This is a genomic window from Actinoallomurus acanthiterrae (assembly GCF_054775715.1).
The window spans coordinates 3,253,050-3,268,031 of record NZ_BAAHCO010000001.1 but is presented as its reverse complement, the minus strand read 5'-3'; the positions used below and the strand labels follow the sequence as shown (position 1 = coordinate 3,268,031).

General features: G+C 72.8%; 15 protein-coding genes and 1 pseudogene. 6 read left to right on the top strand and 10 right to left on the bottom strand.

Features of this window, described 5'->3' with window-relative positions:
- Positions 1-5 precede the first annotated feature (5 nt).
- Positions 6-494, top strand: a complete 489-nt coding sequence (locus ACYVF7_RS15930) for a MarR family winged helix-turn-helix transcriptional regulator (RefSeq protein ID WP_460340435.1) — start codon at positions 6-8, stop codon at positions 492-494.
- A 26-nt stretch (positions 495-520) separates the two neighbouring features.
- Positions 521-877 (top strand): hypothetical protein, encoded by a 357-nt coding sequence (locus ACYVF7_RS15925; RefSeq protein WP_460340432.1) that lies wholly within the window; start codon positions 521-523, stop codon positions 875-877.
- 50 nt (positions 878-927) lie between these two features.
- Here ACYVF7_RS15925 and ACYVF7_RS15920 read toward each other — a convergent pair whose 3' ends face one another.
- Positions 928-1,815: an aldo/keto reductase gene (locus ACYVF7_RS15920; RefSeq protein WP_460340429.1), complete on the bottom strand. Its 888-nt coding sequence runs from the start codon at positions 1,813-1,815 to the stop codon at positions 928-930.
- A 146-nt stretch (positions 1,816-1,961) separates the two neighbouring features.
- The gene (locus ACYVF7_RS15915; protein ID WP_460340426.1) at positions 1,962-2,939 is read right to left on the bottom strand and encodes an aldo/keto reductase; all 978 of its coding nucleotides are present in this window, start codon (positions 2,937-2,939) and stop codon (positions 1,962-1,964) included.
- 127 nt (positions 2,940-3,066) lie between these two features.
- On the opposite strand from ACYVF7_RS15915, the gene ACYVF7_RS15910 reads away from it, so the two are divergent.
- Positions 3,067-3,963 (top strand): helix-turn-helix transcriptional regulator, encoded by an 897-nt coding sequence (locus ACYVF7_RS15910; protein ID WP_460340423.1) that lies wholly within the window; start codon positions 3,067-3,069, stop codon positions 3,961-3,963.
- Between the two features lie 882 nt (positions 3,964-4,845).
- On the opposite strand, the pseudogene ACYVF7_RS15905 reads toward ACYVF7_RS15910, so the two are convergent.
- The 7 genes and pseudogenes from ACYVF7_RS15905 to ACYVF7_RS15875 form a co-directional block, all read right to left on the bottom strand.
- Positions 4,846-5,187, bottom strand: a pseudogene (locus tag ACYVF7_RS15905) (FtsX-like permease family protein); the annotation flags it as partial.
- A 110-nt stretch (positions 5,188-5,297) separates the two neighbouring features.
- A complete protein-coding gene (locus tag ACYVF7_RS15900; RefSeq protein WP_460340420.1) occupies positions 5,298-5,858 on the bottom strand; it encodes a hypothetical protein in 561 nt (186 codons plus the stop codon).
- The gene (locus tag ACYVF7_RS15895; RefSeq protein WP_460340417.1) at positions 5,858-6,583 is read right to left on the bottom strand and encodes an ABC transporter ATP-binding protein; all 726 of its coding nucleotides are present in this window, start codon (positions 6,581-6,583) and stop codon (positions 5,858-5,860) included. The genes ACYVF7_RS15900 and ACYVF7_RS15895 overlap by 1 nt, the downstream gene beginning before the upstream one ends.
- A gap of 2 nt (positions 6,584-6,585) precedes the next feature.
- Positions 6,586-7,092, bottom strand: a complete 507-nt coding sequence (locus tag ACYVF7_RS15890; RefSeq protein ID WP_460340414.1) for a PadR family transcriptional regulator — start codon at positions 7,090-7,092, stop codon at positions 6,586-6,588.
- An 80-nt stretch (positions 7,093-7,172) separates the two neighbouring features.
- The gene (locus tag ACYVF7_RS15885) at positions 7,173-8,198 is read right to left on the bottom strand and encodes a helix-turn-helix transcriptional regulator (RefSeq protein ID WP_460340411.1); all 1,026 of its coding nucleotides are present in this window, start codon (positions 8,196-8,198) and stop codon (positions 7,173-7,175) included.
- A gap of 90 nt (positions 8,199-8,288) precedes the next feature.
- Positions 8,289-9,140, bottom strand: a complete 852-nt coding sequence (locus ACYVF7_RS15880; protein WP_460340408.1) for an EamA family transporter — start codon at positions 9,138-9,140, stop codon at positions 8,289-8,291.
- 69 nt (positions 9,141-9,209) lie between these two features.
- A complete protein-coding gene (locus ACYVF7_RS15875; RefSeq protein WP_460340405.1) occupies positions 9,210-9,950 on the bottom strand; it encodes a hypothetical protein in 741 nt (246 codons plus the stop codon).
- A gap of 201 nt (positions 9,951-10,151) precedes the next feature.
- Here ACYVF7_RS15875 and ACYVF7_RS15870 point away from each other — a divergent pair, with 201 nt between their 5' ends.
- Together ACYVF7_RS15870 and ACYVF7_RS15865 are read left to right on the top strand one after the other, a co-directional pair.
- Positions 10,152-11,996, top strand: coding sequence for an N-6 DNA methylase (locus ACYVF7_RS15870; RefSeq protein WP_460340402.1), 1,845 nt, complete (start codon positions 10,152-10,154; stop codon positions 11,994-11,996).
- A gap of 22 nt (positions 11,997-12,018) precedes the next feature.
- Positions 12,019-13,431 (top strand): protein kinase domain-containing protein, encoded by a 1,413-nt coding sequence (locus ACYVF7_RS15865; RefSeq protein ID WP_460340399.1) that lies wholly within the window; start codon positions 12,019-12,021, stop codon positions 13,429-13,431.
- Positions 13,432-13,494: 63 nt separating this feature from the next.
- Here ACYVF7_RS15865 and ACYVF7_RS15860 read toward each other — a convergent pair whose 3' ends face one another.
- Positions 13,495-13,977 carry a hypothetical protein gene (locus ACYVF7_RS15860; RefSeq protein ID WP_460340396.1) on the bottom strand — a complete coding sequence of 161 codons (483 nt, stop codon included), beginning with the start codon at positions 13,975-13,977 and terminating at the stop codon, positions 13,495-13,497.
- 262 nt (positions 13,978-14,239) lie between these two features.
- Here ACYVF7_RS15860 and ACYVF7_RS15855 point away from each other — a divergent pair, with 262 nt between their 5' ends.
- Positions 14,240-14,950 (top strand): hypothetical protein, encoded by a 711-nt coding sequence (locus ACYVF7_RS15855; protein WP_460340393.1) that lies wholly within the window; start codon positions 14,240-14,242, stop codon positions 14,948-14,950.
- The last annotated feature ends 32 nt before the right edge of the window (positions 14,951-14,982 follow it).

Below are 14,982 nucleotides of genomic sequence, written 5' to 3'. Positions count from 1 at the left end.
CGGCTATGGCTGCCTCCTTCGGGCCCCCCATCGGGCTGGTTCTGTCCCAGACGGCCAAGACGGTCAGTCGGGTCTTCGACGACGCCCTGGCCGCGGCCGGCGGCTCATTGCCGATATGGCTGATCCTGCTCACGCTCAAGACCCAGCGGCCCGCCAACCAGCGCGAACTCGCGCGCGCCGTCGGAATCCAGGGCGCCACCCTGACCCACCACCTCAACGCGATGGAGGCCGACGGTCTCATCACCCGGCAGCGGGACCCCGCCAACCGTCGCATTCACCAGGTCGCCCTGACCGAGCGCGGCGAGCAGCTCTTCCGGAGACTGGCGACCGCCGCGCAGTCCCACGATCAGCGCCTCCGCCAGGGTCTTGCGCCCGAGGAGATCGCCGCGCTGCACCGCCTGCTCGACCGGCTCCAGCACAACGTCACCGCCGAGCCTCCCGACACCCTCCAGCCCGAGGGCTCGTCCTGCCCGCCCGAACCGGAGCAGCACTGAAACGGAGATCCAGCGAGCCGCTCACGGTGGCCGGGGACGGCGCCCAGACCCGGTCGATCTGCTACGTCGACGACACGGTCGCCGGCATCCTCGCCCTCGCCCGCAGCGACGTCTCCGGACCGGTCAAGATCGGCAACCCGGAGGAGATGACGGTGCTGGAGCTCGCCGAGACCATCCGGGACCTGGCCGGCTCCGACTCACCGATCACCTTCGTCGACCGGCCCGTCGACGACCCGGCGGTGCGCCGCCCCGACACCTCCCTGGCGCGCGAGCGCCTCGGCTGGCGGGCCACCGTGCCGCGCGAGACGGGCCTGCGCCGCACCCTCGACTGGTTCACGGCCGAACTCGGCGTCGAGGCCACCGTCGGCGCCACCGGCACATGACGGTGGAGTTCAGCGGAACTCCGCCGTGAAGCGGAAGCGCTGACGCGCGGTCAGAAGTACGTGGGCTCGCGCGGGGTGTAGTGCTCTTCGAGTGAGCGGACCTCGTCGTCGGTGAGCCGGACGTCGAGCGCCGCGGCGGCGTCGGCCAGGTGGTGCGGCTTGGTGGCGCCCACGATGGGCGCGCTGACGACCGGGTTCTTCAGCACCCAGGCCATGGCCACCGTCGCCATCGAGACGCCGCGTGCCTCGGCGATGCGCTGGACCGCGTCCACCGTCGCCTTGTCACCGTCGAGGAAGAGCGGACGGCCCTGCTGGTCGGTGGTCGGGTTGCTCTGGGCGCGGGTCGTGCTCTTCTCGCCCCAGGGCCGGGCGACCAGGCCCGCGGCCAGCGGGCTCCACGGCAGGCTGCCGACGCCCTGGTCCGCGAGGAGGCCGAACATCTCCCGCTCTTCCTCGCGCTGCACCAGGTTGTACTGGTCCTGCATGGAGACGAACTTCGTCCATCCGTTCGTCTCGGCGGCGTGCTGCATCGCGGCGAACCGCCACGCCCACATCGACGACGCGCCGAGGTAGCGGACCTTGCCAGCCTTCACGACGTCGTGCAGCGCCTCCATCGTCTCCTCCACCGGAGTCTCCGGGTCGAACCGGTGAATCTGGTAGAGGTCGATGTAGTCGGTGCCGAGCCGGGTCAGGGAGGCGTCGACCTGCTCCATGATCGCCTTGCGGGACAGCCCTGAGCCGCCCGGGCCCTCGTGCAGCGGGAAGAAGACCTTGGTGGCCAGGACGATGTCGTCTCGGCGCGTGTACTTCTTCAGCGCGCGTCCGACGATCTCCTCCGAGGTGCCCAGCCCGTAGACGTTGGCGGTGTCCCAGAAGGTGATGCCGAGCTCGAGGGCCTGCCGGAAGATCGGCTCAGCCCCCTCGTCGTCGAGCGCCACGACGCTCTTTCGGAAGCGCCGAAGCTCATGCAGCCCAGCGCGATCCGGCTGACCTTCAGCCCTGACGTGCCCAGACGGGTGTACTCCATCGTGAATCTCCTGAAAATCCGTTGTGCGGCCGCTCTGACGTGTGCGGCCGCGAAAGGTCAGTACCGGCCGCCGACAGGGGCGGGCAGTGCGTCGAGGTCGGCCAGGTCCGCCGCGCTCAGCTCGACATCACCGGCTCCGGCGTTGTCCACCAGGTACTTCGGGGTCTTGGTCCCGGGGATCGGCACGACGTACCGGCCCTGGGCCACCACCCAGGCGAGCGCCACCTGCGCCGGGGTGGCCCCGGCCCGCTCGGCGATCTCGCGCACCCGGCCGACGATGGCCAGGTTGGAGCGCAGCGCGTCCTGCTGGAAACGTGGCAGCCGACGGCGGCGGTCGTCCTCGGGAAGGTCGTCGAAGGAGGAGAACCGGCCGACGAGGAATCCTCGCCCCAGCGGGGAGAACGGCAGGAAGCCGATGCCCTGCTCCTCGCAGTACGGCAGGACCTCGTCCTGCACGTCACGGGTCCACAGGGAGAACTCCGACTGCACGGACGTCACCGGGTGCACCGCCTGTGCCCGCTTGATCTGCTCCACCGTGACCTCGGACAGGCCGAGATGCCGGGCCTTGCCCGCCGCCACGGCCTCCGCCATCGCCCCCCAGGTCTCCTCGATCGGCACCCGCGGGTCGACCCGATGCAGCTGGTACAGGTCGACGTGGTCCGTGCCGAGACGGCGCAGGCTCTCGTCGATCGACCTGCGGACATGCTCGGGGCGGCCGTCGCCCACGATGAGCGGGGAGCCCTCGGGGCCGCCGGTCGCGTCGCTCACGACCAGGCCGACCTTGGTGGCCAGCACCGCGCGCTCGCGGTGGCCGCCGGCCAGCGCCCGGCCGATCAGCTCCTCGTTGGTGTAAGGGCCGTACACATCGGCTGTGTCGATCAGCGTCACGCCCAGGTCGAGGGCCTGATGGATCACCGAGATCGACGTCTTCTCGTCTCTGGGGGCCTTCATGTCGTACAAGAAGGTCATCCCCATGCAGCCCAGGCCGATGACGCCGGTCTCCGGGCCCCTGCTGCCAAGTGTGGTGGTGCGCATGCCGTCAAGCCTTACAAACGCGTGCGCCGCGTGGCAGACCGCGCTGTGCCGGGGCCTGGCGTTCAGGGGTGTGACAGGGCCCCCCACGTGACTGTGAGGCGGATGACGGCGCCGCCAGACTGGAGACATGACGAGGCAGCAGAGCGGCAGTGCGGGCGGCACGGAGCTGGGGCGGTTCCTGCGCGCCCGCCGTACTCAGGTGACCCCCGCCGAGGTCGGCCTCACGGTCGGTCCCGGCCTGCGGCGTACCCCCGGCCTGCGCCGTGAGGAGCTGGCCACGCTCGCCGGGGTGAGCATCGACTACTACACGCGCCTGGAACGCGGCAAGGAGACCCGCCCCAGCCCGGCGGTCGTCGACGCCCTCGCCCGTGCGCTCCAGCTGGACGAGGCGGAACACGACCACCTGCGCGAACTCGCGCTGCGGGCCGCCCGCCAGATCCCGGAGCCGCCGACCGCCCCCAGCCGGACCGTACGGCCCGGTGTCAAGCTGCTGCTGGAGAGCCTGCGGCCCAACCCCGCGTACGTGGTCGGCCGCAGCACCGACCTGCTCGCGCACACTCCCGCCGCGCTGCGGCTGTTCGCCGGGATGGAAGAGTGGCCGGTCAAGCAGCGCAACATCGCGCGCTATGTCTTCCTCCACCCTGCGGCGCGCGACCTGTTCGACGACTGGGACAACCAGGTCCGCGGCTGTGTCGCCCGCCTACGGGCTCTGGCGGGCACCGACCCCGACGCACCCGACCTCGCCCAGCTCGTCGGCGAGCTGCTGCTCAAGAGCCCCGAATTCGCGCGGCTGTGGGAGCGCTACGACGTGCGGGCCCGCCCGTACGGCCGTAAGACCTACCATCACCCGGAGGTCGGCGACCTCACCCTCGGCTATCAGTCCATGCAGCTGGAGGGCACTCCCGGCCAACGCCTCAACGCCTACTACGCCGAGCCCGGCACCCCCGACTACGACGCGATGGTCCTCCTCGACATGGCCGGGTCCGAGTCCTCCTCCCGGCCCGCCGCGCGGCAGCGGCCCTGACGGCCGTTCCGGATCGCGGCGACCGGAGGTCAGTCGGAGCGTGGGGCCTCGTCGCGGCGGTTCACCTGGGCGGGGCTGCCGTGGACCACACCGCCGGTGTTCTCTCCGCGTTTGGTCCCCTTGCCGCGGGCGCCGCTCAGCGTCGCCGCCCCTCGAACCGTTACTCGGCGCGCAGCACCTCGGCGACGGGGCGCCGGCGGCCAGGCGGACCGGGAGGGCGGTGAGGAGCGCGACCGCCACGATGGTCCCCGGGACGACGGCGGGCAGCCACGCGTACGGGATCGCGCCGCCGCCCGACGCGCCGCCGACCGTACGGGCCGCGGCATAGACCGCCAGGCCGACGGGGATGCCGAAGGTCCCGGCCACGGCGGCGGGAAGCAGCTGTGCCGCCGACAGCCCGGCGGTCACCTGGCCCGGGGTCGCGCCGAGGGCGCGGGCGAGCGCGGTCGGCCGGCGGGAGTCGATCGACGTCGCCCACGCGATGAGGACCGCGTTGACCGCCGCGAGCGTCAGCAGCGCGACGGTGAGCGCGAGCACGACCTGGTTCACCTGCTCCGTCACCGGGTTGGGGACACCGGGCACGAACATGATCCCGGTCGTCCGGGCGTCCTTCCGGGCGATGTCGCCGTGCATGGCGATCGCCGCGACGACCATCGCGGCGGTGATCGCCAGACTGATCAGGGCGAGCACGGCCCGGCGCGGGTGGCGTACCGCGAGACGTACGCCCAGCAGGAGCGGCACCGGGAGGCGGGCGGACAGCGCGATCAGGCGCGGCGAACGCCGGGGCGTCCGCGCCGGACCGCTCAGCGCCCGTACGGTGCTGGTCCGGGCGCCGCGGATCGCCGGGACCAGGGTCGCCGCGCCGGTCACGGCGAGGGCCACGACGACCACGATCGCCGCCGAGCCGGGGGTCAGGTCCGGGCGGCCGGCGGCCAGGAGCCCGGCGCTCGGCCGGGCCATCGCCGGGGCCGCCGCCCAGCCGGCGACGAGCCCCACGGCCGCTGCGGCGACGGCCACCAGCAGGTGCTCGGCGAGTAGGACGAACGCGACCAGCCGGGGCGTCGCGCCGGCCGCCTTCAACAGCCCGACCCGGCGGGTCTGGTCCGCGAGACGCCCGCCGACCAGGACCGCCACGCACGCGACGGCCAGCAGGGCGAGCGCCCAGGTGCCGGTCAGCAGGGCCTGGTTCACCAGGTGGAGTTCGGCGGTGGCGTACGCCCCCATGTCCTGCCAGGAGCGTACGTTCCGGTGCGCGGCGGCGAAGGCGGGCGCGGCGGCCGGGTCGGCGAGGCGGATCGGCATCACCTGGGAGGTCACCTTCCTGCCGAGCGACCTCAGGTCGGCCCGCGTCGTCCAGACCAGGCCGGGTGTGGAGGAGGGATAGGGCACCCGGGCGGCGGTGACGGCGATACCCGCGACGCGGAGCCGGCGGCGGCGATCGTGAGCTCGTCGCCCGGCCGTACGTTCAGCGCGTGCGCGAAGGCGCGCTCGACGACGACACCGCCGTGCCGGACCCAGCCGCCCGCGGTGACCTGCGGCCGGTCGATCGGTCCGGTGGCGGTGTCGCGTCCCTGCACGAACGCCGCGACGCGGACGTCCCGGACGCGCAGGTCCTCGACCGAGACGCTGGGGTACGGGCCGGCCGTCCCGGTGACGCCGGGCGCGTGCGCGAGCGCGGCCAGGTCGGCGGACCGGGGCGCCGTGGCGACCGCGTCGGGACCGGCGGTCGCGGCGCGCGTACGGTCCCAGGGCCGGTCGGCGGCCCCTCCCACCGTCAGGCCGACGGTGAGCGTCGTCGTGGTCGCCGCGAGGGCGATCAGCAGCAGGAACGCCTCGGCGCGGCGGCGGCGCAGGTCGCGCAGCGCCAGGCGGATCACCACGGTGAGCGTGCTCATCAGCCCTCCAGCCCGGCGTACGCCCCGAGGTCGCCGCCCGTGCCGGCCAGGTTCGTCTGGCCGACGAGCGCGCCGTCCCGCATGGTGACCACGCGGTCGGCGGTCGCCGCGACGCGGGATTCGTGCGTGACCAGCAGGAGGGTCTGCCCCTCGGCGCGCAGCGCGGCGAACAGCCGCAGCACTTCGGTGGTCGCCTCGCTGTCGAGGTTGCCGGTGGGCTCGTCGGCCAGCACGATGAGCGGCCGGCCGATCAGGGCGCGGGCGACCGCGACCCGCTGGCGTTGCCCGCCGGACAGCGCCGCGGGCAGGTGGCTCGCGCGGTCGGTCAGCCCGACCCGCTCCAGCAGCGCGGCGGCCCGCCGCCGAGCCTCGCGGGGACCGACGCCGGCGAGCAGTGCGGGCAGCTCGACGTTCTCCTGGGCGGTGAGCTCGTCGACGAGCTGGAAGGCCTGGAAGACGAACCCGATCGCGTGACGCCGGAGCCGGGCGAGCTCGGTCTCCGACATCCGGTCGATCCGCCGGTCCCCCAGGCGCACCTCACCGCCGGTGGGGCGTTCGAGCCCGCCGAGCAGGTGCAGCAGCGTCGACTTGCCGCAGCCGCTCGATCCCACGATGGCGACGGTCTCCCCGGGCGCCACGTCGAGGTCGACGTGGTCGACCGCGCGCACCAGACCCGCTCCCGTGCCGTACTCCTTGCGCAGCCCGCGAGCCCGCAGTGTTGCCATGGTCAGCCCCTTCGGTCCCAGTGCCGGGCGCAGGCGTCGAGCCAGCGCAGGTCGGCCTCCAGCCGCAGCGTCACGCCCTCGATGAGCAGCGCCGCCGCCGAGCCGTCCGGCTCGTTCAGCGCGGCACGCTGCACGTCGGCCAGCCGGCGCAGCAGCTCCCGGCGCTGGGCCTCCACGAGGTCCAGCGGGTCGGCGAGCCGGGCCGCCGCCGCGGCGACGAGCTTCAGGTGGAACTCACTCGGCTTGCCCCAGGTCAGGTCGGCGAGCCAGGCGTCGACGCGCTGACGACCCTCGGCCGTCAGCTCGTACACCTTCCGGTCCGGCCGGTGGACCTGGCCGACGTGCTCGGCGGTCACCAGCCCGGACTTCTCCAGCCGGGACAGGGTGACGTAGACCTGCCCCGCGTTGAGCGCGTCCCCCATCGGGCCGAGCGCGTCTTGCAGCCGGGCCCGCAGCTCGTAGCCGTGGGAGGGCTCCTTGGCCAGCAGTGCCAGCACGACGTCCTGCACGAGTGATCACCTCTAACGGTTAGCCATATAGATAACGGCTAGCCGTGGACGGCGTCAAACCGGGCCGGATCCGCAGCGCGTCAGTTGGTGATGGCGGCGAGGAGCTCGTCGCGGGAGCCGGCGCCGGTCTTGCGGTACACCGCCTTGAGGTGGTCGTTCACCGTGTACACCGAGACGCCGAGGCGGCGGGCGATGTGCTTGGCCGCCGACGCGTCGCGCAGCCGGCTGATGACCTGACGTTCGCGCGGGGTGATCCCGTACCAGTCGCAGAAGTGCGGGAGCAGCCGCTCGCCGTCCGCGGCCTGGATGATGACCGCCACGTCACCGGTGGCGTCGCCGTCCAGCGGTTGCGCCTCGCACACCATCCACCGGCCGTAGCTGGCCGCCGGCCCGAAGGCCGCCACGGAGCCCGCACCGGCCCTGCGGACGCGCATCGACAGACCGGACAGGACCGAGGGGAAGACCCAGTCGGGCGAGGTGTGGTCGCCGCTCATCCGGTCTCGCAGCGCGCGCGCCTGAGGGGTGGCCGATCGGATCGCGTGGTCCGGGCCGAGGATGACCACGCCGGGTGGCGGCGCGGGAATGGCAGGGGTGAGGCGGCCGGCGGTGACATAGCCGCGCACCATTTTGGCCAGCGCCGGCGCCGACCGCGCCACCTGGGCGATGTCACCGCCGTCGAACGGCCTGCCCCCTTCGGAGCGCAGCAGCCCGAGGGTCCCCCACGTTCCGCGGGCGTCCCGCAGCAGCATTCGCAGCTCACACCCGACCCCGTGGGCGCCGAAGAGGCGGCGCACCCGGCGGTCATCGGCCCCGACCACGCCCGCGGGAACCGCTAATCCGGCGAGGTCTTCGGGCCGGTACGGATGGACGCCCGCGTGGTCGTCGCGCAGGAACGCCCGGCCGAAGTCGGCTTCCACCGCGTGCCAGAAACTGAACGAATCGGGACCGAACCCTGCCGCCGGACACGTGCCCGACAGGTACAACGCGTCGTGCGCCACGGCCTTCAAGGCCCGGGAGATCGACTCCCCCAGCTCGTCGCTGGTGGCCCCTTGCCGCGCCGCCGCGTACAGCTCGCGCGCCATCCGGTCCGGATCCGCCAGACTCATCGTGGCCCCACTGTCATCCCAAGACGATGCGATAGATCGTTGACTCTCCGCATCCGGGTAATCACCGATAATCGATCGCGGGGGGCGTTCTCAGTGCAGGTTGATCAGGGCGACGCCCGCGACGACGACGCCCGCGGCCGCCAGCCTCGGCAGTCCCATCCGCTCGCGGAAGAAGACGGCGCCGATGATCGCGCCGGTGATGACGCCGGTCTCGCGGAGGGCGGCCACCGCGGCGAGCGCGCCGCGCGTCTGCGCCCAGACCACGATCCCGTACCCCAGCACCGAGATCAGCCCGCCGGGCAGGCCGGTCCGCCACTGGGCCCGCACCCCGGCCCACACCGCCCGGCCGCGCGCCGCGACCACCCAGGCGACGACGACGGGTCCCATGCCGAAGAAGAGCCAGCCGCTGTAGCCGACGGCCGTGCCCGCGTGCCGTACGCCCACGCCGTCGACCAGCGTGTACGCGGCGATCGAGACGCCGGTCAGCAGGGCCGCGCCGATGGCACGCCCCTGCCCGCGCGACGCGCCCCCGGCGAACGCCAGCGCCCCCAGCCCGCCGCACACGGCCGCCACCCCGGCGAACTGCGTGACGCTCAGGCGCTCGCCCAGCGCGGTGGCGGCGACGAACGCGACGATGAGCGGGCCGGTGCCGCGCGCCAGCGGGTACACCTGGTTGAAGTCGCCCAGCTCGTACGAGCGTGCGAGCAGCCAGGTGTAGACGGCGTGCAGGACGACCGAGGTCGCGATCCACGGCCAGGAGGCGCGCGCGGGCGCGGCGGCCAGGCACAGCATCAGCAGGCCCGCACCGCCCTGCGCCACGCCGATCAGCGCGAAGCCGGCGTAGCGGTCGGCGGCCCCCTTGGCGAGGGCGTTCCAGGTGGCGTGCAGGACTCCGGCGAAGATCACGGCCAGTGCGGGGGCGAGGGGGAACGTATGGCTCACCCGTCCACCCTCACCGGACCGCCATGATCTTGGGAAGGGCCCGCCGCCGGCGCTCCGGAACGGGCCGGGTCAGCTCGCGGCGTTGATCTTCTTGGCCACCCGCTCGGTCAGGGTGACCGCCGAGGCTCCCTTGTCGGCGTGGCTGGAGCTGTAGAGGGTGGTGACGACCGTGTTCCCGACCCGGACGGCGGCCAGCGTCGTGCCGCCGTCCCAGGCGGGCGACGTCACGACGGCCTTGACGCCCTCATCGCCCGCGCCGTGCAGGCTGGCGCTCGTCACCTTGACCTTGGCCGTCCCGCCGCTCGACTTGTCGGTGAACGTCGCGCAGTGCGCGAAGACCTTCCGCAGTTTCGCCATCACCTGACGCGCGTCGTCGCCGTGATAGGTGTCGATGTCCTGCGCGACCTCCTCGGTCTGGCCGGCGTTGCCGTAGTCGCTCTGCGCGAACGCGGCCTCGCCGATCCCTGTGACGCGGATCCAGGACGTCTGGCCGAGCGCGCCGCAGACCTTCTTCGCCGGTACGGGTGCGTCGGTGCGGGGCGCCACGCCGTCGCCGCTGTCCCGCGTGCCGTCGGCGAGGATCCGGAAACCCTTCGGCATGTCGCTCGCGGGGAGCAGGAACGCCTTGAGGGCGGAGCCCTTGAGGATCTCCGGCGCGGCGGAGGCGGCCGCCGGCGCCTTGGAACCGGTGGCCGAGTCGTGCTTCGCGCCACCACCGCTACCGCCGCAGCCGCCGACGGCGAGAACGGCGGCACCGGCCGCGGCGAGGATCGCGCCGGTCCGGATCCGGCGGGCAGGGGGGATCTTCATCTCCGGTCTCCAAGGCTGAAGTAGTTGATCATGCTCACCGGATACCCACTGGTTCCGGCGCTCGCCAAGGAAAGCACATGTGAATTCAATTAACAACTGTGACGGTTGTGGTCGACGGTTCGATCACTTGGCTGTAACGTGACGACGCAACAGCCGGGGCTCCGGGTCGCGTTCAGGGACCGTGAAGGGGAACGACGGACCGTGCAGGACGACGCAACTGTGAGCGCGGCGGACATCGCCCGGCTGGCCGGGGTCGGACGGGCGGCCGTGAGCAACTGGCGGCGTCGGCACCCCGACTTCCCCCAGCCGGTGGGAGGCACCCCCACCAGCCCGGTCTTCGCGCTCGCCGAGATCGAGGCCTGGCTCCGGGACCAGGACAAACTCCAGGAGCTCCCGCTGGAGGAGCGCGTCTGGCAGGCGCTACGGGCCGAGGCCCGCGACGATCTGCGGGTCGCCGAAGTGCTGGCGGACGCCGGAGAGCTCCTCCTCGACCACCACGCGACCGGGGCCCGCCGGGCGGATCCGCTGAGCGCCGAGACGGCCCACGCGGTCGCCGAACTCGCCGACGCCCGGGGCGCCGTCGAGGCCTTCGAGTTCCTCTTCACCCGCTACCGGGAGACACAGACCCGCCGCGCCTCCACCACTCCCCCTGAGGCACCCGGCCTGATGGCCGCGCTCGCCGGGGACGCCCGTACGATCCTCGACCCGGCCTGCGGCACCGGCGACGTCCTTCTCTCCGCGTTCGGCGACGGGCGCCGCCTGCTGGGTCAGGACGCCGACCGGGACGTGGCCCGGCTGGCCACCGTGCGGCTCAGCTTGCTCGGCGGCGACGCGACCGTCCTGGACGGCGACTCGATGCGCCGCGACGCCTTCCCCGGAGCCCTGGCCGACGTGGTCCTCTGCGATCCCCCGTTCCATGAGCGCGCGTGGGGGCACGAGGAGCTCACCACGGACCCGCGCTGGGAGTACGGCCTGCCGCCGCGCCTGGAGCCGGAGCTGGCGTGGGTGCAGCACGCGCTCGCCCACCTCGAGCCGGGCGGGCGAGCCGTCGTCCTGATGCCCGCCGTCGCGGCCGGCCGCCGATCGGGCCGCCGGATCCGCGCCCAACTGCTCCGCAAGGGCGCGCTGCGCGCGGTGGCGGGACTGTCCGCGACCCACCACCTGTGGATCCTGCGCCGCCCCGAGGGCACCCCGCCGTCGACCGTCCTCATGATCGACAGTGCCGACCCGGACACGGTCGTCACCACCTGGCGGCGGCACGCGGACGACCCCGACCACGACACGGCGGGCGTCAGCAGGGCGGTCCCCGTGATCGACCTGCTCGACGAGGAGGTCGACCTGACGCCGTCCCGCCACGTGTCCGCCGCCCGGTCCGAGCGCATCGCCGAACGCTTCACCGAGACCCATGACCGGCTGGCCTCCACGCTTGAGAAGGCCGGCGATCTCGTCCCGGCCCTGCCCCCGGCGACGGGCCGCCCGGAGACCCGGTCCGTTGCCCTGTCCGAACTCGCCCGGCTGGGCCACCTCACGATCCACCACGCGCCGATGCGCGGTGACACCGAGGACGGCGACGCTCCCCTGATCACCGCCGAAGACGTCATCGAGGGCCGCGCCCCGACGGGCAGCGTCCCCCGCGACGACGCCCGCTGGATCCCCATCGAAGCCGGCGACGTCGTGGTGGCCGTGGTCGCCCGGCACTTCGCGGTCCGGGTCGCCGAGGGCGACGGCCCCCTGCTCGGCCCGCAACTGTGCCTGATCCGCGTCGATCCCCGGCACCTCGACCCGCACTTCGTCGCCGGGGTCCTGCGCAGCTCGGCCAACGCCCGCGCGACGATCGTCCAGTCGACCGGGACGATCGGCCGCGCCGACATCCGGCGCGCCCAGGTGCCCCGCCTGTCCCTGGACGACCAGCACCGGTACGGCGCGGCGTTCCGCCGGATGACGGAGTTCGAATCGGCCCTGCGGAACACCATCGCCATGGGCTCCGAGCTCGCGCAACTCCTGGCCGACGGGGTCGCCGAGGGCACCCTCGCGCCTCCCTCGTAGGGTGCGGGTTCCAATGGTCAACGTGGGACGGCACTTGGTGCTGGCCGGTCGCTACGAGTTGCTGAGCCCGCTCGGCCGCGGTGGCATGGGCCAGGTCTGGGAGGGCGAGGACCGGCAGCTCGAGCGGCGCATCGCGGTCAAGCTCCTGACCGAGGACACCCTCGCCGGACACACCCGCCCGGACGAACTCGCCCGCCGGTTCGCCCGCGAGGCGGCCGTCACGGCCGGGCTCCGGCATCCCGGAGTTCCCTCCGTGTACGACGCCGGCACGTACGAGGGCGGTCTGTTCCTGGTCCTGGAGCTCGTTGAGGGCCGCACCCTCGGCGACCTGATGGCCGAAGAGGGCCCGCTGCCGCTGCCCTGGGCGGCCGGAATCGGCGCACAGATCGCGGCGGTGCTCGCCGCCGCCCACGAGCGCGGCCTCGTCCACCGCGACGTCAAACCGCAGAACGTCATGGTCACCGGCGACGGCGCCGTCAAGGTCCTCGACTTCGGCATCGCCGCCCTGATCGACCAGACCGCGATCTCGCGGCTCACCCGCACCGGCCAGCCGGTCGGCACCCCCGCGTACATGGCGCCCGAGCAGCTACGCGGCCTGCCGACCGGCCCGCACACCGACCTGTACGCGCTCGGGTGTGTACTGCACGAAATGCTCGGCGGCGAACCCGTCTTCGACGCCGCCTCACCGGCCGAACTCATGCAGCGCCAACTCGAACAGGCCCCCGCGCCACTACCGCGCGACGACGTGCCAGGCGCGCTCGACGCGCTGGTCCGACAGCTCTTGGAGAAGGACCCGGCACGCCGTCCCACGACCGCCCGGGAGACGTACGACCGCCTCCTGCCCCACGTCGTCCCGCCAGGCCCGCTCGGCGAGATCGACATCGTGGGCGACAGTGGCCTGCACCTCTATTCCCGCGTGCTCGTACGCCTGTCGGGCACGGCCGACCCGCCGTCCGGCGCCCCGCAGGTGCCCGGCGCCGCGCGCGCGACCGGCGGTGTTCGCGGCGCGGGCGAGCATCGGCCGGCGGCCGTCCCCGACCGATCCGCCGTGGACGCCGGAACCGTTCCGGGGCGCGGCGCACCTGTCAGGCCCGGTCCGCCGGAGCCGTACGGGATCGGGTGGAAGGTGCGCCACAGCCTCTGGATGCTGCCGACGCTGGCCTTCGGCGCGGGCACCTGGCTGTCGTTCGGCTACATAGCGGTCCGGCACCGGCGGCCGTCGTGGCTCATCGCCGCCGCGGTCTATCTGGTGCTGGCGGTCGTCGCCTTCGTCCTGATCGGCAGCGGCCCCGAGAACGACACCGACACGGTCCAGACGGCGGCAGGCATGATCCTGGGTCTACTCCTGTGGCCGGCCGGGATCTTCCACGCGTCGTGGATCAACGCGACGACGCGCCTTCACCTGCTGGAGCGCCGGCCCTCCGACCCAAGGTGATCTCCAGGGAATGAGGACGGGCCCAGCGCGGGGAAGCGCGGGGCCCGTGACGGTCGGGGAAGGTCAGCACTTGAAGCCGGGGTCGGCGGTCAGTTTGACCGTGTAGCTGTAGCCCTTGTAGTAGATCGTGTGCAGCGACCAGCACCGATGGCCGGTTATCTGCACGGTCGCCGTCCCGCCCTTCTTCTTCGCGGAGAAGTCGTGGATCTTCTTGTCGCTCTTGGCGCGGGCGTGCAGCTGCACCTTGACCGTGCAGTCGTTCTTCGGCCCCCCGTAGAGCTGGGTGTAGGTGGTCATGTAAGACCACCGCGCACCGCCGGGGATGCTGGTGATGTTGCGGTGCCAGGCGACGGCCTTGCAGGGGCCCAGCCAGAAGTCCGCGTCGTAGTGCTTGTTCGTGAACAGGAGCTTCTTCTTCGGCGCGGCCGCGACGCCGACGTCGGTGGACGCGGCCGAGGCGGGCAGGGCGAGAGACGCGGCGACGGCGGTCGCGGCCACGGTGGCCAGCGACAGCGTTCTGATCCGGAGTAGGGTCGGCGTGCGCATGCTCTTACCTCCGATGAGGGTGATGGAGGAACCGAGCAAGATCATTAGTGATGACCCCGCCCCACCGGAACCCAAGATCAACAAGGTTCATCGCCCTGCCGTAAGCCGGTCACCACGCCGTCGTCTCGACGTCGACCGCCGAACGCGGCCCGCCGAGGGGCGTTCCACCTGGAGTTCGCTAGAGGTCAAGGGGCGCGATCTCGTGGGGGCTTGCGGCCTGCGCGAGGAACTGTTCGATGACAACGATCCGTACGGTAGAGGGATGTCGTTCAAGGACGAGCAGATCGTGAGACTGGCCGAGTCCGGGTGGTCTCGCTGTGAATCCGTGGCCGAAGCGGTGGCGCGGGCCGGGCTCCCGGCGGTCACGCCCGGCTACCTGGAGACCGCGTTCTCCGACGACCTGTGGGAGGCCGCCGAGCGTACGGTGCTCGCGCTTCGCGACCACTTCGCCTCGGCCCGCTTCGCGGATGAGACCACGTACGGCATCCTGCTGGTGCCGGACCTCGGCAGGCTGGACACCCGGCGCGCGATGGTCGCGGCCGTCCGAGCGGACCAGCTCGGCGCACCCACGAACGACGTGTTCGACGAGCGGCTCCCCGCCGGTGTCCCCGGCATCCCGTCCGGCAGGCCGTGGACCATGGTCGCCACCGTGACCGGCGTCTACGGCCCGTCGCTGGGCAGCCATGACCAGGTCACGGCCGCGTCGCCGGCGTCGTTCACGGTGGCCGGCGTCGACACCAGGGCGTTGATGATCCGCCGGCTCTGGGGTGCCCGCGTCCTGCAGGGCGGCCGCCACCTGCCCGACTGCGAAGCGAACCCGAGGTGGACGTTCACGCTGTTCCCCGGCGAGGCCCTCACCGACGGTCAGGCCGAATCCGGCACTGTGCTCAAGGGCAAGGTGCGTTTTCGCCTCGGTAAGCCCGACCGCGGCATCGGATCGGCGCGCGTCGCGCCCGCCATCGCCATCACCTAGCGCCAGGTCCCGGCGAGGCCGGATCCGGATGC